The sequence below is a fragment of the Sediminispirochaeta smaragdinae DSM 11293 genome (assembly GCF_000143985.1).
Classification (GTDB): Bacteria; Spirochaetota; Spirochaetia; order DSM-16054; family Sediminispirochaetaceae; genus Sediminispirochaeta; species Sediminispirochaeta smaragdinae.
This window is the reverse complement of sequence record NC_014364.1, coordinates 2,505,278-2,524,157: the sequence shown is the minus strand read 5'-3', so window position 1 is coordinate 2,524,157 and position 18,880 is coordinate 2,505,278. Positions and strand designations below refer to the sequence as shown.

At 47.9% G+C, this 18,880-nt stretch carries 18 protein-coding genes and 1 tRNA gene; 12 read left to right on the top strand and 7 right to left on the bottom strand.

What is annotated here, in order from left to right; genetic code table 11:
- Positions 1-1,122, top strand: a complete 1,122-nt coding sequence (locus SPIRS_RS11890) for an ion transporter (RefSeq protein ID WP_013254934.1) — start codon at positions 1-3, stop codon at positions 1,120-1,122.
- 10 nt (positions 1,123-1,132) lie between these two features.
- Positions 1,133-1,423: a DUF503 domain-containing protein gene (locus SPIRS_RS11885; protein ID WP_013254933.1), complete on the top strand. Its 291-nt coding sequence runs from the start codon at positions 1,133-1,135 to the stop codon at positions 1,421-1,423.
- Positions 1,424-1,437: 14 nt separating this feature from the next.
- On the opposite strand, the gene SPIRS_RS11880 is transcribed toward SPIRS_RS11885, so the two are convergent.
- Genes SPIRS_RS11880 through SPIRS_RS11865 form a run of 4 tightly spaced genes read right to left on the bottom strand, consistent with a single transcriptional unit; the run spans position 1,438 to position 6,242 of the window.
- Positions 1,438-2,181, bottom strand: a complete 744-nt coding sequence (locus SPIRS_RS11880; protein WP_245537585.1) for a late competence development ComFB family protein — start codon at positions 2,179-2,181, stop codon at positions 1,438-1,440.
- A 39-nt stretch (positions 2,182-2,220) separates the two neighbouring features.
- Complete coding sequence (locus tag SPIRS_RS11875) at positions 2,221-3,015, bottom strand: ATP-binding protein (RefSeq protein WP_013254931.1); 795 nt, start codon at positions 3,013-3,015, stop codon at positions 2,221-2,223.
- 3 nt (positions 3,016-3,018) lie between these two features.
- Positions 3,019-4,296, bottom strand: coding sequence for an HD domain-containing protein (locus SPIRS_RS11870; RefSeq protein ID WP_013254930.1), 1,278 nt, complete (start codon positions 4,294-4,296; stop codon positions 3,019-3,021).
- Positions 4,296-6,242 carry an aconitate hydratase gene (locus tag SPIRS_RS11865; RefSeq protein ID WP_013254929.1) on the bottom strand — a complete coding sequence of 649 codons (1,947 nt, stop codon included), beginning with the start codon at positions 6,240-6,242 and terminating at the stop codon, positions 4,296-4,298. The genes SPIRS_RS11870 and SPIRS_RS11865 overlap by 1 nt, the downstream gene beginning before the upstream one ends.
- Before the next feature lie 113 nt (positions 6,243-6,355).
- Between SPIRS_RS11865 and SPIRS_RS11860 the strand changes: the two genes are divergently transcribed.
- Entirely contained in the window at positions 6,356-6,970 is a 615-nt protein-coding gene (locus SPIRS_RS11860) for a hypothetical protein (RefSeq protein ID WP_013254928.1), read from the top strand.
- A complete protein-coding gene (locus tag SPIRS_RS11855) occupies positions 6,903-8,162 on the top strand; it encodes a PilZ domain-containing protein (RefSeq protein ID WP_245537584.1) in 1,260 nt (419 codons plus the stop codon). Before SPIRS_RS11860 ends, SPIRS_RS11855 begins: the two co-directional genes overlap by 68 nt.
- Positions 8,163-8,171: 9 nt before the next feature.
- Here SPIRS_RS11855 and SPIRS_RS11850 read toward each other — a convergent pair whose 3' ends face one another.
- Entirely contained in the window at positions 8,172-8,516 is a 345-nt protein-coding gene (locus tag SPIRS_RS11850; protein ID WP_013254926.1) for a PilZ domain-containing protein, read from the bottom strand.
- A gap of 2 nt (positions 8,517-8,518) precedes the next feature.
- A complete protein-coding gene (locus SPIRS_RS11845; RefSeq protein WP_013254925.1) occupies positions 8,519-9,052 on the bottom strand; it encodes an ATP-binding protein in 534 nt (177 codons plus the stop codon).
- 47 nt (positions 9,053-9,099) lie between these two features.
- Between SPIRS_RS11845 and SPIRS_RS11840 the strand changes: the two genes are divergently transcribed.
- A complete protein-coding gene (locus SPIRS_RS11840; protein WP_013254924.1) occupies positions 9,100-12,018 on the top strand; it encodes a tetratricopeptide repeat protein in 2,919 nt (972 codons plus the stop codon).
- Positions 12,019-12,021: 3 nt separating this feature from the next.
- On the opposite strand, the gene SPIRS_RS11835 is transcribed toward SPIRS_RS11840, so the two are convergent.
- The gene (locus SPIRS_RS11835; protein WP_013254923.1) at positions 12,022-12,432 is read right to left on the bottom strand and encodes an acyl-CoA thioesterase; all 411 of its coding nucleotides are present in this window, start codon (positions 12,430-12,432) and stop codon (positions 12,022-12,024) included.
- Positions 12,433-12,513: 81 nt separating this feature from the next.
- Here SPIRS_RS11835 and SPIRS_RS11830 point away from each other — a divergent pair.
- The 7 genes from SPIRS_RS11830 (at position 12,514) to SPIRS_RS11800 (ending at position 18,878) form a co-directional block, all read left to right on the top strand.
- Positions 12,514-12,586, top strand: a tRNA-Met gene (locus SPIRS_RS11830).
- Between the two features lie 131 nt (positions 12,587-12,717).
- Positions 12,718-13,929 (top strand): MFS transporter, encoded by a 1,212-nt coding sequence (locus SPIRS_RS11825; protein ID WP_013254922.1) that lies wholly within the window; start codon positions 12,718-12,720, stop codon positions 13,927-13,929.
- 611 nt (positions 13,930-14,540) lie between these two features.
- Complete coding sequence (locus SPIRS_RS11820; RefSeq protein WP_013254921.1) at positions 14,541-15,113, top strand: hypothetical protein; 573 nt, start codon at positions 14,541-14,543, stop codon at positions 15,111-15,113.
- A gap of 349 nt (positions 15,114-15,462) precedes the next feature.
- Positions 15,463-16,740, top strand: coding sequence for an MFS transporter (locus SPIRS_RS11815; protein WP_013254920.1), 1,278 nt, complete (start codon positions 15,463-15,465; stop codon positions 16,738-16,740).
- 32 nt (positions 16,741-16,772) lie between these two features.
- A complete protein-coding gene (locus SPIRS_RS11810) occupies positions 16,773-17,546 on the top strand; it encodes a hypothetical protein (protein WP_013254919.1) in 774 nt (257 codons plus the stop codon).
- A 3-nt stretch (positions 17,547-17,549) separates the two neighbouring features.
- Positions 17,550-18,116 (top strand): class IV adenylate cyclase, encoded by a 567-nt coding sequence (gene cyaB, locus SPIRS_RS11805; protein WP_013254918.1) that lies wholly within the window; start codon positions 17,550-17,552, stop codon positions 18,114-18,116.
- Between the two features lie 3 nt (positions 18,117-18,119).
- Complete coding sequence (locus SPIRS_RS11800) at positions 18,120-18,878, top strand: ATP-binding cassette domain-containing protein (RefSeq protein WP_013254917.1); 759 nt, start codon at positions 18,120-18,122, stop codon at positions 18,876-18,878.
- Positions 18,879-18,880 lie beyond the last annotated feature (2 nt).

The window sequence follows — 18,880 nt, the reverse complement described above, 5'->3', positions numbered from 1 at the left end:
ATGAAAGAAGAGAAACGAGGAGCATTAGATACCTTTCTGACCGTGGCGATTTTTCTTGTACTTATTCAAACCTTTTTTGAAGAGATTGCCCTTATAGCTTACTGGCCTGCCCAGGTGAGGGGTTATCTTGCCTGCGCAGGTTTTGCCTTTGATCTGCTTTTTACCATCGAATTCCTGGTAAGGTGGTTCACTGCGCTTGGTCGAAAAGAGGGGGGCGACTATTTCTTCCGCCGGCGAGGGTGGGTGGACTTTCTTGCTGCCCTTCCTCTTTTGCTTTTCGACAGCGGACCGCGGGTGTATGTGCTAAGCCTCGGCGGATCGCTCTTTCTTGCCGGTGGCGGTGCGCTTAACATGCTGAAAGCGGTGAAAGCCATTCGCCTTGCAAGGGTGTTGCGTTTCCTTCGGGTCTTGAAACTCTTTCGAAACATAAAATATGTCGACAGCTCCATGGCACAGCGTCATCTGACACGGCTGTCGACTCTGGCCGTTTCGACCGTTGTTTTTGCTGCTCTCGTCTATGGTTTTTTTGTTTCTGTTTTGCATATTCCCACACCGACCGGGGTGGCAGAGGCTGAACAGAACCGCTTTCTTGACGCTGTGGATGAAAACGTGAAAGCGGAACGATATTTCAAAGACCTTTTCTCTATGAGGGGGGATCTGCTGCTGGTCCGTGATACCGATAAGGATCTAACCCTCTATACCCGTTTTAACAATGATTACTATCGACGCCATTTCGATGCGGAAGATTACCGGGTTGCAGAAAAGGGCTCTCATGCCTTCTTCTTTGATCTTCGGGATGCAAGAGCCGCCTCTGCTGCCCAGCAATTGCTGGTCTTCTCCATAGTGATTTTGCTGCTTATTGCATTACTCTTTCTTTACGGCCCTCATTTCGCCGTAACGGTGACTGATCCCGTTCATGTCATGCGTCGAGGCTATGAAGAGCCGGATTACAATCTGGAGGTTCGTATTCCATCCCGCTACAGCGGGGATGACCTTTTCATACTATCCCGTCTTTACAATGAAAACTATCTGCCGATGAAGATTCGAGAGCGCACTCCCGAAAGCCGGGAACACAGTGCCCTCACACTGGAATCTCTCGGGGATTTGAATGGACTGAAGTGAGGGAACAATAATGATTGTGACAATGATGCAGTGCCTTTTCGAACTGCCTGAGACAACCAGCCTCAAAGAGAAGCGGCGGGTTATCAAGTCGGTGGTCGCGCGATTAGGGAATAAATTCCGCATATCCGCTGCTGAGGTCGATCTGCACGACAGCCTTCGCTTCGGACAGATCGGAGGGGCCTTTGTGACAAACAGCCGGGAACATGGAGAGCGTGTTATGAATAAGGTAATGCTTTTTCTTGAAGGTGAAATTCCCGGCCGTATTCAGCATTACGGCGTGCATAGTGAGCACTTCGATTAATCTACCGTAACCTCTTATAGGTCTTCGACCCCAAGTTCCCGTTGTTCCTCCTCGCTGGCCTTTGTGAAAAAATAGAGGTTGCCTACCTTCAGGCTCCTTTCCATGGAGAAGGTAGTACAGTAGGCTTGGACGGCAGTGAGTTGAATATCGATAAAGTGTCTGATCGGCTGAAATCCTTCCGCTTCGGCCCTGATTTCGAGATTGACGTTTTTCTTTTCGTTTTCTCGGGACGCCTTGATCGGCCTGGGCCAGAAACTGAAGCTACCTCTTGTGCTCCGGACGATAAAATATGGATTGGGCCAGCTCCTGTCGATCATGGAAACAGGCTTACCGTCCTGGAAAAGAAAGACATTGAGGTTTTCCGCAGGTTCGAAGGTTTTTCCATTGAGGATCGTACCGATGATCGCCGGGAAATTAAAATAAGGGCCCCTGGAGATTCCTTCCTCTTTAGCCGATTCATCTTCATGTGCCTCATAATAAGGGCGCTGATTCTGAGTGATGATCCGTATCCCTTCGTTGACAAGGGATACAATATCCGCCCGTTTTTGAAAATTTTGCCGTAATTCGTTCTGAACGTGGACGACGCCCCTGCCTGAGATGAGGTATTCAGGTTCTATCCGATTGAGAACATAGCATGCTACATCGAGTCTGCATTGTTCACAGTCGACAAGTGGGAAGCCTTTACCTCGCTTTTCCTCGAAAATTTCATGCACCATTTCAAGAACGAGCTCTTCCATCACATTAAATACCTGCATCATCTTCTCCTTTGCCTCAACAGTAACTCTATTGAAGAAGCCTCACCGTTGCAAGCTTTTCATGAGATCGGTGGGGAAATTGAGGGCATTATAGACATGTTCCCTTGCATAGCGGTCGATATGGGATAGTTCCCGTACGATTGGCTTCAAACGTGCACGAATATTCGTTTCATGATACGGACAATCTGGCTTCACCACCGGAAGATCAAGGGCAGAGGTAAGTCTGTGTATGATCGATTCACGCACCTCACACATAGGCCTGATCACGAATAGATCTCCCCCGAAAAAATCCTGAACAGGTTGCATGCTGTCGAACTGTCCCCTGAAAAAAAGATTGATCATCGTGGTTTCCACAATATCGTCAAGGTGATGTCCGAGGGCAATCTTTCGGACACCCAATTCCCTCGCTTTCTCGAAAAAAATGCGACGCCTGTTTCTACTGCAGAGATAACAGTTGAATTTCCCGTCGAAGGATTCGGGAAACATACTCGCACGAACCGTTTCCAGCGGGATTCCAAGCAGATCGAAGTAGCGGCGTAAGGCTGTTAATTTCTGATCGGGAACGGGATACTCCTCCCAGTCGATATGCAGACCATGAAGCTTGTAGCTGATCGGCAGCCATTTTAACCTGAGCGAAAGTGCCAGTGCCAGTGCCAGGGAATCTTTTCCCCCGCTGATTCCAAGGATGACGGTCTCTCCCTCTTGTATCATGGAGTAGCGGTTTATTGCCTTACCTGCAGCCTTTGTAAAACGCATGATCCAGGGAGGGATGTTTCCCCCCATCACCATCTCGACGGAAAGCCTCTCCGCCAATGCCGCAGCGTCGTTTACTCTCATACCTTACAGGAACAACTCCGTAATTTTGTCCTGTCGCATGACCGAAAGCCTTTCGGCGAGGGATGGTTCGGCACATATTCGCAGTTTTCGCAAGCTTCTGGCAAATTGACCGACCACCTCGGTGGTAAAAAGCGTTCCGGAAGAAACAAAGTCGATTTCCCTACCGCCTTGCAGGACATCCATGTCGGTTTCGAAGCTTATCGGCTCCGGAATATCGATGATAATTTGTTCGGGGGAAACATCTCGGCCAAGGAGAGAAGAGAGACGGGAAGAGGCCTGGATCGAGGCTTCGAGCCGCTCTTCAGGAGAGGATGAAAGCGAATCGATGAGAAGCTCTCCTTCTTCCTCGTCAAACTCCGTCACCATCTTATAAAGATGCCGTCGGCGCACCGATGCTACAAGCTCAAGGGGCAGGTAGTCTGTTTCACCTGCCATGCGGCAGAAGGCATCGTCATCGAGTCCGTAGAGAGCCTCAGGTTTTATCTTCCCGTCGGTCAGGGCCATCATGACCGCCTGTTTTATCATGGCGGTGGCGATACGGACCGTCTTGTGCCAATAGACGGTTCTGTACATGAGATATTTTGAAAAGAGTAAATTTTCCACCGCTACGGTTCCGCATGCATCTACTCCGACCTTTCCCGAGGGAAGGATACGGGTACAGTCAAGAATATTGTCCACATCCTGATTGCCGTAGGGAACACCGCAAAAAAAAGCGTCACGGTTGAGATAGTCGAGTTTGTCGGGATCGAGCACTCCGGATAAGAGTCTTCGAAAAAGACCTATCCGCTCTCCTGTTTTTCCTGCCGGAACGGGTAGATCGTGGTCGATGACTGCGGCGACAAGCTCGGGATCGATCCCAAGTTCCCGCCGTATGACCCCGGCAAGGCGGGAAGAGCTGATGATCTCAGCGGTAATCGCCTCATGTTTCTTTAAAGGAAGATCCTTGAAGGAGTGGGCAAAGGGAAAATGGCCGAGGTCATGAAGGAGGGCTGCTGCAAGAAAGATGGTTATTTCATCGCGGTCAAGAATCAACTCCTCCTCACGACCGGCAAAAGTCAGAAGCAGGCGTCTTGCCAGATGAAACACACCGAGGCTGTGAGCAAGCCTGGTATGAACGGCTCCGGGGTAGACAAGATAACTGGGCCCCAGTTGCCTGATTCCTGCAAGATGCTGAAATGCCGCCTCATCGGTCAGCCGCTTAAATTCGGGTGTCAAACCGATATTACCCCAGACCGGATCCCTAACGGGAAGCTCAAAGGCCGAACTAAGGTAGTCTGCCATTATTGCCCACTGCTTTGCCGGGTAAAGTTCAACAGTCCTCCGGCCAGAACTACGCTGAGGAGACGTTCTTCCATATCGTGGAGGAAGACCATGCTTGTGCCGTCGCCGGATCCCCCGACAAGGGTTGCGGTCACCTCTCTGCCTGCTTTCAGCTGGTCCGGGAGGTTCCCGAAAGAAAGGCTTACGCCCTCTTCAAGTTTGTCATAGTCTGCGGGATCGGAAAATGTTAGGGGCAAAATACCGAAATTGATGAGATTTGCCTTATGAATTCGTGCGAAGCTTTTGACAATAACTGCTTTGATCCCGAGATACATGGGGGCAAGGGCCGCATGCTCCCGGCTGGAGCCCTGACCGTAGTTTTCTCCACCAATGATGATTCCCTCACCGGCGGCAAGGGCCTTTTGCGGGAAGTCGGGATCGACTGCTTCAAACACATGCTTCGAGATTTCGGGGATATTGGACCTGAGGGGAAGAATCTTAGATCCGGCAGGCATGATGTGATCGGTCGTTATGTTGTCTTCGGTCTTCAGCAGAACGTTTGCCGTCAGATTATCTGCCACTGCCTTTGCCGTGGGGCAGGGCTTGATGTTGGGGCCCCGTACAATCTCCACCTTTGCCGCTTCTTTTTCGTCGAAAGGCGGAATAATCATATTGTCTTTTATCTCGGTGTAGGCAAGATAATCTTTTCGTTCCACCCCTTTTATATCCCTAGGATCGGTGATGGCACCCATAAGAGCCGATGCTGCCGCTGTTTCCGGACTAACCAGGTAGACCTGGGCATCGGCCGTACCGCTGCGTCCCTTGAAATTCCGATTGAAGGTACGGAGGGAAACACCTCCCGAAGAGGGGGCGAACCCCATACCGATACAGGGCCCGCAGGCACTTTCGAGTATTCTGGCTCCTGCATCCACCAGCTTTTCGATGATACCGTTTTTCATCGCTGCCGAAAGAGTTTGTTTGCTCCCTGGACTGATGCCGAGGCTCACTCCCTGGGCAATCGTTTTTCCGGCGAGGATGTCGGCAGCCACGCCGAGGTCGTCGAGACTACTGTTTGTGCAGGATCCTATGGCTACCTGCTGAAGGGGCTTACCAGCCAGTTCTGAAACCGGAACAACGATATCTGGCATATGAGGACAAGCGGCCATAGGCTCCACCTTTGAGAGATCGATCTCGATGATCTTGTCGTACACGGCTCCCTCGTCGGCTTTCACCTCTTCCCACTGATTGCCTCGTCCCTGCAGCTCAAGAAAGGCCTTTGTAACCTCATCGGAAGGAAAGAGGCTTGTGGTCGCACCAAGTTCTGCACCCATGTTTGTAATGGTTGCCCTTTCAGGTACGGTCAGACTTTTTACGCCCGGACCGAAGTATTCATAAATTTTACCAACCCCGCCTTTTACCGTCTCAAGCTTTAGTACGGTGAGGATGACATCCTTTGCACTGCACATCCTTCCCAGTTTACCTGTCAGCTTAACACCAATAATCTTGGGATAGGTGAGATAAAAAGGCGCTCCGGCCATTGCAACGGCAACATCAAGGCCTCCTGCCCCGATTGCGATCATTCCCAATCCTCCGCCTGTAGGAGTATGACTGTCGCTTCCAAGAAGGGTTTTTCCCGGCCTTCCGAAACGTTCGAGGTGAACCTGGTGGCAGATTCCATTGCCGGGACGGGAAAAGTAGATGCCGAATTTTGCGGCGGCCGACTGAAGAAAGCGGTGATCATCCATATTACGATAGTCATTTTGCAGCGTGTTGTGATCGACATAAGAGACCGACAATTCCGTTTTGACCCGTGGAATGTTCATGGCCTCGTACTGTAAATAGACCATCGTTCCTGTGGCGTCCTGGGTAAGGGTTTGGTCGATGGTAATGCCGATCTCCTTGCCTTTGAGAAAATCACCTTCTCTGTGATGTGCTTTTAGAATTTTTTCCGCTGCGGTGTAGGTCATCGCTCTCCTCCGAAAAAGACATTCGCATTATAGTATACCATGACAAGTGTATCCTGACTGACCGAGCGATGTCCAGCGTTTGACAAAGGAGGTGGGGTGATATACAAAAGGGTATGGGCAAAAAGCTGCTTATTCTGTATCTTGTCATCTTTTTCCTGATAGTACCGGCACTGTTTCTGTTTTCACAGAAGCAGGATGATGTTGTTGTTATCGGCGGCAATAGTGGCGAAGAACAATCGCTCTTTCTCTACCTCTTACGTCAGGAGGCCTCTCCGCTCTATCCCGAGGATCCTGAAATCGGAGCTCTTTACCGATCGGAACAGGATCAGAGTGGTTTCGAGGAGGTTGTTCAGGAACTATACCGTTTCTTTGCCGACACCAATAGGGATTCACCGCTTATCGATCAGGAAATACGGCAGGCCTATGAACGGGCTCGCAGGGTCGCCGAAGATGGGGAAGAAAAGCCCCGCTCCATTAGGGAGCTGCGTGTCGGTCGTTTTTCCCTTTTTTCGGCAGAAGAAAAGGCTTCGGTGCGCTTGCGGTTTTTCGATGAAAAAGGCGGCAGCAGGGTAGGCACCCTCTTTTTTAGACACTATGCAAAGGGATGGAAAATTGCTGCGGCAGATTTTTTCCTACTTGATCCTTTTGAAAGGAGTGGATATGGGCAATACGCTGGGGAGAATAGAACGGGAGTTCGTTCTCGTGAAAATGGAGGAGCAGCAGATTGAGATTGCCGTTCACGGTGAGCGGAAACGGGCCTCGGCAAAGGTTCTTTCCCTTGTCGATCTTTCTACACTTCGGTTAAAGCAGCTTTCTCCTTCCGAGCCAATTTTCATAAAAGGAGAGCCGGTACGTCTCTTTTTTAATTTTTTCGACCACACCATGACCTTTGAAGGAAGCATCCTCGAAGGTGGAGAAGAGCTCCTTATTTCGATTCCCAATACGGTTGTGAAGAATCTTCAAAGGAAATTCGAGCGTGTGCCTCCTCCAGAGGGCGATATTCATCTTAGTTTCGATATTGCAAGCAGTCGCATTGAGCTTGATTTTCCCCGGACATCCCAGTTTGCACAGGTTGATCAAGAGGAGATGATCTTTTCTTCTGTCTTTGATGCCTCTTCTATTCAGGGACTTCTCGAACAGTTCAATCAGGTCATCGCTCAATATGCGGAGGTTGCCAAGATTCGAATGTTTCGGGAAAAAAAGCCTGAAACATTCGAAGAGCTTGTAGTTGCCTCCGGAGGGAATGCACTTTTTTTGCCCGACACCTCACGATCTTTTCCCTCCCTCGAGGAGGCGGAGGGGCGGCGTATGGTTGTGGATGAGGAACTTCCGCTCGGGGATAGCGATCTCTTCTGCGGCAAAAAGCGGGGGGAACTTAAGAGTTGGCTGCTGGATTTGGGGCACGAGGGTATCCTTTCCGAGCTTGTCATGCCGATATGTTACCGAGAATATGTGATCGGAGTGATCCTTTTGCAGACAGGCATTGGCAGAGGGATGCCCTTTACTCTCCAGGTCTTCGACATCTGTAGCGAATTCGCTTCGATCCTTGTCCATTCCCTGCAGCAAAACGGCTATTTTGCAGGTGGAAAGCGACAAGTGGAATCCTATGAGCCTCAGATTGTCAATATCAGTGCATCGGGGCTTCTCTTTACCCATTCCTCTGCCGAGCTTGCTTCCCAGATCGGAATGTACAGTGATCTTTCCATTCGGTTGACCCTGTCGAGTCGCCCCATGCAAATAGCCTGCAGGGTAATGAGAAAATATCATGAAGAAAACAGGGCGTATTACGGTTTGCAATTTATGGAGATGAAGCCGGAAGATTTTCGCTATCTCTTTGAGGCTGTGTACGGCCGTTCTTTTACCGAGCGGGACGACCGCCTCTGGGAGGGGGGAGCAAAGCCTCCGGAAGTGGTCCTCTGATAAGGAAGCCTATGTTGCGAGCCGTTTCCATATCTTTCGAAAACGACGGAACAGCCGGGCACTTCCCGGACTGACATAGCGAGTGACGGCGATACCAAGGCTGGTTGTCGGGGGATTTTCATGGCGCCACTCGACCCGTCCCCGCAGGGTGAAGGGGGGAAAGCGCATCTCCTCGTTCGGAATAAAAACGGCGGTCACTTCTACCTTTTCAGGAATACCGGGATCACCCAAGGCTTCAATTCTGAAACCACCGGTTGAAATATCACGAATATAACCAATGGCATTGTGATCCGGAAGAAAGGCCTTTGCATAGCTATGGTTACGTTGATCGATTCGTCGTTCCTGTGGTTCCATCACTATAATGCTCCACCGGCCGGAGACCTGGTTCCTACCGTATCGAAAACCTTATCGGAAAGATCGACAATGGTGCCGGCAATAGTGCCGTTTCGCTCGTCGAAGGTGAGTCTGAAACCGGGAAACACCTTTCTGGCCAACAGAATTCCCATTCCGAAACGACGATAATTGTTTTTTTGCCGATATGCCTCAAATGCATCGCTGATGGTGTCAATTTCATTGACGGGCTGGGTAATATCATAGGGAAGTTTTGAGATATCGAAACCACCTCCAAGGTCTCTCAGGCGGACAAGGGTGCGTCCCTTCTCCCCTTGAATCCTCAAGACGATTTTCTCTTTAACCGCTTTTTCTCTATGGGCACGCAGGGAGTTGCTTACCAACTCCAAAATGGCATAGATTGCCTGTTCATCACTTCTGAACGAACCGTTGAAACTGATTTGATTAAGTGTTTCCAGAATTTTTTCAAACGGGGCCTTGGTTGAAAATGTAAACTTCACCTGTCGATACTTTTTTCCTTTATAGCTGATGTAAGACATATGAATTCTACTTTGCCATTTTCCTCTATAACGTTACAATAACAATAATGGTAGATGTATTGATAGAAATCAATGGTCTGGAACAATTAAAAGTGATAGAGCCGGAGCTTATCAATGAGTTATGCTCCTCCCTTGATCACCTTTTTCTTGGTTCGGCTATCGGAGCCCCTCGGAACTTCGGTTCTGTTTTGCTTTATCGTTTTTCTCCTGGGAAGCGCGAACTTGGAGGACTCTTTGAAAAGTTCCTTCACGGCTGGAGTTTGCTTGAGGCAAAGGCGAGAAAACTCCGAGGCCTTAATTTTGTTGTTGTGAAGGAGGAGTTTGGAGATGATGAAGAGCTCGAAGCAAAGCTTTGGAGCTATCTTTTTACCGTAAAGCCTGATGGCTCCTTTTGGATGGAGCCTAGTGCTGCCGAGCTTTTCTCTCCATTTGCTGAGTTAAGCGAAGTGGAAAGAGGTTTTCTTGTAACTGGCAGCCGAAAAGAGGGCACCGACAACCATGATTCGATTTTGACGTTTCTCGATGGCCACTGCTCAATGGATGGGCTTCTTGATAGCTTTACCCCCTTTCTTAACGGTGAAAAGACGGGGATCCTTTTTCTTTGGGGACCGCCGGGAAGTGGAAAAATTCATGCTTTGGACTATCTGAGACGGCATATTGCATTTCGAAAAAAGGATCTCCCGTTTCTTCGTATAGAACCTCCAGAGGGATTCACCGGCGTCGGTGTTCCTCTGCTGGAGGCGATGGTCAGACGGGGATGGAAGGGCATTGCGTCCGCGCTTTCTCCCGGTTCCAAGGTTTGCTGGAATTCCCTTTTTCACCTACTTGAACGTGATCCTGAAACGGTGAGAAGAGAGGATGCCGAGCTGATTTTCGGCCTCTATCTTGAAGCATACGTTGCGGAGATGAAAGCGGCGTTGCTTCCCCCTATTCTGTTTATAGAGGGGCTTGATAGATTCAGGCGGGAGACGATTCGTTCTCTTTCCCGTTGTTTCGGCTTGCACCAAGGCAAAGATGGCTTGCTTGCCGTGATTTCGAGTAGGGACGAGGAGCTCCCGGCCGAGTTTTCCGACTATGCGGTTAGCAGGATTGCTTTTCAACTGTGGCATCAGAAAGAGTTGACTCGGATGGTAGATGAGGAGCTTCTTATCGGTTTGGACGTTGAAAAAGAGGAAACGGCGATAAGCCTCTACCATATGGGTCTGTTGCTGCGCAGGGGCTCAAGGGGTTTTTCCGGTCTTGCTGCCACAAAACGACTGATCCGCGAGCTGCCTGCCTTTCACCAAAAATTGCTCTATCTTGCCCTTATTACCGGAGGGCTCTATTCTGCAGAGCGGCTACGGGAGCTTTTCGGGATCGATTCGGTTGAGCCTGGAGAATTCCGCACCATCGCTACCGATCTTATCGATATGGGGCTTTTAGCCGAGTCAGAACTGCTGCAGCCGGTCTTTCCCGAGTTGAGGGATTTCCTGAAACGGGAGCTGGGGAGCGAAGGTGAAAAGCTTGTGTCTTTCTTTACCGCCTATCTGAGCAAGGATAAGAAGGGTGCTGGCAGGAATACTTATCGAAACAACAGTATCATGGTAGAGGAGCAGCCTAGGGAGCAGAGTGCCTCGTGGCTTCTCGATCGCCTCGGCAGTCTGGTATGTTCCGGCCGCCCTTCGCTTGCGGCACCTTTTTTTGAGGAGGCCACAAAGAGCTTGCATCGGCTTTCGCCAGGGGAGGGGGAGCTCAGCGATCATTTGGAGGCACTCTATTTGCTGTCGGCAATTCAAGAAGGACGAGATTCTCTTGCGAAAGAGATTATCTCCCTTTTCAACGAACGCCCCGAGCCTCGGGATTGGAAGATCCGTAATCTGCGTCGTCTGGCCGTAGGAGAGTATCTTCTTGCCGTTCATGCATATCGAAAGGCGATGGAGCCTGCCAAAGCGGCTCTCCTTGAGCTGCAGGATCTACCCGGAACTCCAGGAGAAGCGGTGGCGAATCTTCTGCTCGGACGTGTCATCCTTGCAATGGGCAGGATCGATGAGGCAAAGGACTATTTCGTCATTGCTGGTGAAGCGGGGTTTTCTCCCGATGAGGAGGATCATTCGGAGGAGGTCGCTCTGTGGAGTGCCCTTGCTATCTTTCTAGGCGGTAACATGAGTGCTGCTCTTCGGGAAGCCGAAAGAGGTGCCGCCCTTGCACGTAACAATGGTAGACGACAATGGGAACTCTATGCCGATTTCCTTTGTGGCCGTGTATTGTTTGCTCTTGGTCGTTACGAAGAAGCCTTAAATCGATTTTTCATTTGCCTGAACAATGCGCTTCTGTATCCGGAAGAGGGGTATTTCAAAATGATAGAGGGCTGGATAGCAAGGTGTCAAACCTATCAGGGAAAAATCGAATCCGCAATGAAGCGTCTATCCCCTTCTGTCGATAATCCGGAGCATCTCTTTTTTCTATCCGAAGCGGCTTTTCTCGATGAACGATACGATCAGGCCTTCGAAGCCATTGAATCCTCTTGCCGACTTGAGAAAGATCGTCTCAAGCTCTTTTCCCGACCCCTACCGTGGAACTGGGAGTCAGGCTTCGCCTGTGTTGAGGATCTTGCTTTTGCCGTTCCCGGCGGACATGGAGTGCTCTATCAAATGGCAAGGGCATGGCGTGGTCTTATTCTTTCCAGAATCGGACGAATTGAGGAGGCAAAACAGGAGCTGTCAAGGATCACCCGTGAAGAGAAACTTGCGGACAACGATCCTTACAGCCATCTCTACCTCTTCTTTCAGACACTGACAATGTCGGATAGCGGCCATGGGGGTACACAAGAAGGTCTTGACCGCCTTACACAGCTATCCAAGGCGCTCCGTTCCGTTCAGGGAATCAGCAGCCGCATAGAGGTTCCTGTGGACCGTCAGGATTATCTAAAAAGAAATTATTGGAATGCCAAGCTGACGGCCCAAGGCCGGGCTGCTAAACTGATCTGAGATTTACGCCACCGTCACAGGTTCGGGATTAAGCCAGGGGCCGGAGAATTCTTCCGGCAACGGGACGGGTTTACCCGAGCGGTTGACACAAGCCCAGGTCACTTCTGCTCGTGCCAATAAGGCCTCTTGTCTCTTTATCTCCTGAAGAAATATTCCAGATAAGCGTTTTCGCTTTATTGGGGTGGTCTCCACCGTCAACATATCGTTGAGGAAGGCCGGAGCCTTGTAGGCAATGTTGATATTGGCGATGAAGAGAGCGTAACCTGCATCGAGAAATGCTTCATAACCAAAGTTGACGTCGTTCAAGAAACCCATTCGTGCCGCTTCCAGATAATTAAGGTAGACCGCGTTGTTTACATGGCGATGCATATCGCATTCGTAACTCCGGACGGTCAATGTGTATGAGTGTGTCATATGAAGTACTCCTTCCGGTAAAAAATCATAAAGATATTGACATAAAAAAGGGTGATTGGTATAGTGTGCGTCGTTCAACATGGTGGCGTAGCTCAGTTGGTAGAGCAAACGGCTCATATCCGTTCGGTCAGGGGTTCAAATCCCTTCGCCACTAAAACCGTATGTATTGATAACTTTAGTGAGCATGAATATTTAGAATAGTTAGAGTGCCATGCAAGTGTTATGGTTGATTCATATGCATGGTGGACATTGGTTGGTAAAAAAGTAAATATATAATATAAGAGCATGGCAATCGAGAAAGCATCTATCATACCTTTTTTCAATCGATTTTCTCATTGGTTTTCGGTAGGTATTGGAACCTCTGTTATGTCGCTGATGATGCTATCAAAAGGCAGTAGTGTAGATACATTAGGTTTGATTACCGCTCTTTATTCAATATTCATCGTTATATTTGAGTTTCCAAGCGGTATTATTTCTGACATAGTAGGGCAAAAAACGGTTTATCAGTTTTCCCTTATCATAGCTATTGTCGGCTACACCATTCTCTTTTTCTCCAATAGTATTGTTACTCTTTTTGTTGGGTTTGCCATGTATGGAGTTTCAAGAGCCTTTTCATCGGGATCAATTGAGGCTTTGTTCATAAACAAATACATCAAAGATCATGGGAAAGAGAACCTTCATAAGTTTCTTAGCATATTAAATGCGGGAGAAATTCTGGGACTATCGATGGGGGCTTTGACAGGTGGAGTAATACCTATGGTCTGGGAAAAGTATTTTCCAGGTCGAAATAGATATAATGGTAATCTTACGGCACAAATCCTAATACTTTTCTTCATATTCATATGTACGCTCATAGTGGTGAAAGAACCGGCCAATACAACGAAAACGAACAAAAGATTGGGTAAGTATGTAAAAGAGTCTTTGAACACGGTAGTGAATAGTAGGAATATTATCTTGTTGATAGTAGGAACCATGATTTGGGGATTCTGCTTCAATGCAATAGAATTATATTGGCAGCCTAAAATGAGCTGGATTTTAAAAGGCGAAACAAAGACATGGATCTTCGGAGTAATAAATAGTGGATATTTTTTGGCATCGTTGGTAGGTGTCGGTATAATAAATTTGATCTTAAGAAAAAAGAGCGATAAGTCAAATTGGTTACTGTTCATGGGCAGGATAATAACAGGTGCCTTGATAATTGTTCTATCATTTCAAGCAAGGTTATTTTCTTTTGCCACAATATATTTATTGCTTTTCATGGTAAATGGAATGTTAAGTATACCAGAGGGAACCCTTTTGAATTCGGTAATTCCAGATGAAAAACGATCATCTCTTTTGTCGCTTTCGTCGCTGATGATGCAGTTTGGTGGGATTATCGGTTCTCTGGTGTACAGTTTGTTAGTAGGGATGATAAAAATTTCAGGGATATGGATTTTATCGGGTATCGTATTTGGACTTTCCAGTTGCATCTTTTTACGAATAAAAAAAGAAGAATAGGATTCTGTAGCAACTCCTGTGCGTTTAACCAAAAAAGCCGGCAGAAACAATGTTCTGCCGGCTTGATAGGAGCAACTATGGAGCGTTTATTCCAGAGGAAAAACAACCTACGCATCCATGGCTTATAGTATATATCATATAGGTAAATTTTCCTATCTTTCGAAACAAATAATGAAATAAACATGAGCTATTACGGAAAATATGACTTTTCAGTAATTGGTGAATATCAAAGAGAACGAAATATGGCGCATTCTATCCTGTATAGGAGATTTCAGGTTTGAATTGACAAGGCTCATACGGAACGGTACATTATAGTATCAATTTTTGCTTGGGGTTTTGGGCGTATATCATGGCTGAAACAGTTCTATTCAATAGTAGTATCTCCCCGAAACTTGCCAAGCCTTTTTCTCTTTGCCCTATATCTTTTTCTACCTCTCCACCGCCTCCGAATAAACTCAATTTTTCATTCTCTTTGTAAGGTCTGTAGCGTTTCGGCAGCTTGTGTCTACTAACATGATCAAAGGCAAAGCGTGGGATTGCTCTGTCTTTTCTTAGGTATCGTACTGCCGATGTATCGATAGTAGTGTATTCGACGCATTGAGGTTCAACATATGGTTAATCTATTTTTACAATTTGCGGGCGGCCTGTTTTATCTTCTCAACAAAGTATTTTTTGCTATGGCCGAACGTACAAAAGGCCATCGAAATCAACAAACGTGGCGTATGGCTGCCTGGATGTTTTATCTAATAGGAGTTCCTTTCTGGGTTTTTATTTTCATATCGGAACATAACTGGATAGCCGCTGCCGTTGAGACAAGTGGTGTTCCTGCTATTCTTATGGGATATATCATTGTGTGGCGGGGGAACGGTACATTGGGTTTATGCCGGGGGCTAAACTATTTTGCCCAATGCATGATTGTTACCGGTTTGTGCCTTAGTCTTTACGACTTTGGAGGCCTCATAACTCTCAATCAAGTCATGGAAATTGGAATAGCATCCGGTTTTCTTTTCGGTACATATTTTCTTGCAAAATCTAAATCGGCAGGTTATATCTGGCTATCGGTTGGTAATGCTTGTGCTGCTTTATTGATGATGTGGCAGGAGTACTATGTACTGATGGGACAGCAGATCATATCAATTCTATTGGTAAGTGATGCATATCGAATTCATAATCGTCGCAACTAAGATCAATTCTCATAGAACCACGATTTGTATTCATACAAATCGTGGTTATTCGTTCTTGAAACGTCTCATAACAGTAAAATGCCATCCAACCGCAGGGGGCCGCTCTATAATCGCGCCGTGACGGAAGCGGCAGGGCAGGAAGCGTGGGGCGAGATCGTGCGCTGCTGAAAAAGCTTTCGGGGTGATTCGGTGCATACATCATTACTATGGACCCTTGCGAATAGCATTCCGGGAATCCTTGTAAAGGTTAGAAAATCATTATATTATGCAGTGATATTATCATATCCACTACCAATGGCCTCTTTTACAAGGAAGGAGGCCTTTTGCTGTTTACAAAGAGGGGGACAGGATGGCTTCATCTCAAATAAAGAAAGACCTCCAGTTTTGGAAATTTTCTTTGTATGGATTCCTGAAAAATCTTCAGTTTTTCGACCCTTTTCTTGTTCTCTTTTTCCGAGAAATGGGAATTAGTTTTTTTCAAATAGGAGTCCTTTATTCTGTTCGTGAGCTTGCAACAAATATTACGGAAATTCCAACCGGTATTGTTGCCGATACCCTCGGCCGCAGAACTGCAATGATTTGTGCTTTCCTTAGTTATATTATCAGCTTTATAATTTTCTATCTTTTCCCCGGCTTTTCATTCTACGCTATCGCTATGATCGCCTTTGCCCTTGGTGAGAGTTTCCGTTCTGGAACCCATAAGGCGATGATCATGGAGTACCTAAAGCGCAACGGGATGGCCGAGCAAAAGGTAGAGTATTATGGTCATACGCGAGGCTGGTCGCAGAAGGGTTCTGCACTTTCCGCTTTGATTGCCGCATTGCTGGTTTTCTTTTCCGGCAGCTACCGGGTGGTGTTTCTCTGGAGTATTGTTCCCTACGTAGCGGCAATGGGTTTGATTTTGACCTACCCGAAAGAGCTGGATTTCTCCTGTGATAATGATGAAGAGTGCGCCGATCGCAGGTCCCGGGGAAGAGTTGAAATGATGAAACAAACCGTGACGGACTTTTTCTCCATGTTTCGAGATCCCATGGTCAGACAAGCCCTTCTGAATTCGAGTCTTTTTGATGCTTCCTTTAAAACCGTAAAGGACTACGTCCAGCCGATTTTAAAGGGCCTTGCTTTGACCCTTCCTCTCTTTGCTTCTTTGAAGGGAAATCAGCGGGTTGCATTGATTTCGGGAATTGTCTATATGGTTTTGTATCTCCTCACGAGTATGGCCAGCAGCCGATCAGGAAGGTTTCATAATCGCTTTTCTCAGAAATATGGTGGCCTGAACGCCACCTTCCTCTGTTCGGTAGGTGCCATGCTGATGGTCGGCATATTTCTTTTGTTTGGCCTGAAAGTCGCCGCAATCATCGTGTTTATCTTCTATTATCTGCTTGAAAACGTACGGCGCCCGGCAAGTCTGGGACTGCTTAGCGATCGAATAAAGAATTCGGTGATGGCTACCGGGCTTTCGGGGGAGAGTCAGTTGAAAACGATTCTGGTGGCGATTTTTTCACCGCTCTTTGGCCTTACGGCCGACAGATTGGGAATCGGATATGCAATGCTGTTTCTCGGACTCATATCCGGGCTTGCCTATCCCGCATTACGCTTCGGTAAAGTCGACCGGCGATCAGCTTGAAGCTTCTGCTTTAGAAGGATAGGATAATACTTATGACCGGTTTTTTTATCAAGAAAGCGTTTTTTGACGGGTGGGACAATCTTCTTTCGCTCATTGTCCTTAATCTGGGGCTGATTATCATTATTGCCGCTGCCGCATATCTGCCGATGCTTTTGGGAGAAGGGTGGCAAGTTACCATGCTTGTCTCTTTGTTGGCTGTCATTCTTTTAACCCTTTACAACGGGGGCGTTGCCTATCTCGCCGGCGAGATGGCCGCTTACAAACGGCCCGATTTGCGAGGGCTTTTCAAGGCAATAGCGAGGGCACTTCCCAAGTCGTTTTTCTTTGGACTTATCAATGCTGTCCATATATTCCTGCTTACCATAATCGTACCCTTTTATTATCAGCTTGGAGGAGTGGTCGGCCTTGTTGCCCTGAGCCTCATCTTTTGGATTTCTATCGCGTGGTGGCTTGCCGGACAGTGGTTTTTTCCTCTCCTTGTGCAACTTCCCGGCGACATGAAAACCATCCTGAAAAAGTGTTTTATTCTTTTTTTTGATAATACGGGTTTTACCATTTTTATGGCATTTCATGCGCTTTTTACCATGCTTTTTAGTTGTCTGACGGCTCTTCTCATGCCGGGGCTCTCTTCTGTTCTCCTAGCAAGGCAGGGCGCCTTGAGAATCCTGATGAAAAAGTACGATTATCTTGAGGAGGAACCCGAAGCCAATCGTCGAAAGATTCCCTGGGATGCTTTGCTTGTCGAAGAACGAGAACTGGTCGGGCATCGTAGTCTTAAGGGGATGATCTTCCCTTGGAAGGAGTAGGGCTTGTCCTTCGAGGTTGAGGCAAAGGCTTGGGTTCGAAGTGAAGAAGAACGACATAGAATAGAGGACTTCCTTCGACGAGAGGCTCGTTTTGACGCTGCGTTTCATAAGCTGGACTACTACTATGCTCCCTCCAAGGGGATGCGTGACAGTGACCAACTGATTCGTATACGTTATCTCGATCCGAAATCCTTGGAAAATTCTCCAGCCGTGGTCACCCGAAAAGAGAAATCTTTCCGTGGAAAGGTTGAGATAAACCGCGAGGTCGAATTCAACGTCGATCCTGCGTCTTCTTTTGAGGATATGCTTTTCTTCTTTGGATATTCTCACTATATTACTAAAGAAAAAAAAGGATATAGCTACTATCTTGATTCCGCGCATATCGAATTGTGTGAAGTAAGTGGCCTCGGTTACTTTATCGAGATCGAAGTTGTTCTTCCCGAAACTACGGATTCCTTACCTCCGCAAAAGGCGGCGGACAACATTCGATCCCTCTTTGACCGCTTGGGGATTGCGGAAACGGAATTTGAAAAGCGCTATTATATTGAGCTTCTGCTCGAGGGGAGATAAGTGATGGAGGATAAAGAGCCGGATACGGTGATTCGGCTGGAGAATGTAACGCTCATCTTGGATGGGCATAAGATACTGGATTCGGTGAGCATGAGTTTCTGGGAGGGGCATATCCACGCGGTGGTTGGCCCGAACGGAGCCGGGAAAAGTACGCTTGCCCATACCATTATGGGTTTACCTGATTATCTTGGGCACACCGGAGCCATTTTTCACCGGGGTGAACGTATCGAAAAGCTGCCGATTGATAAGCGCGCTCGTCGTGGCATCACCCTTGCCTGGCAGGAGCCTGCCCGTTTTCAAGGCATCGGAGTGGACAGTTTCATTCGCAGTGCCGCCGAGGCAAAAGGCAGTTCCGTTGATTCTGGAGAGATGCTGAAGCTTGTCGGTCTCGACCCCGACCGTTATCTTGTCAGAAATGTAGACAAAACCCTCAGTGGTGGTGAGCGCAAGCGCATCGAACTGGCTTCCATCGTGGCGATGCGTCCCGATGTGGTTCTTATGGATGAACCCGATTCCGGTGTCGATATCGAGGCTATCAACTATATTTTTGATGTTTTGGAAAAGCTCCGCAACTGGGGGTCAACGGTCATTTTGATTACTCACTCTCCCGAGGTTCTGAAAAGGGCGGACCACTCGTTTTTGCTGTGTAATGGTCAGGTAGTGGACAAGGGGCGTGTAGAAAGAATGAGTGGCTATTTTACGGGGCATTGTGTCCCTTGTGTGCACAAGAACAATCCCTTTTGTGACGAGGTTACGCCGTGAAA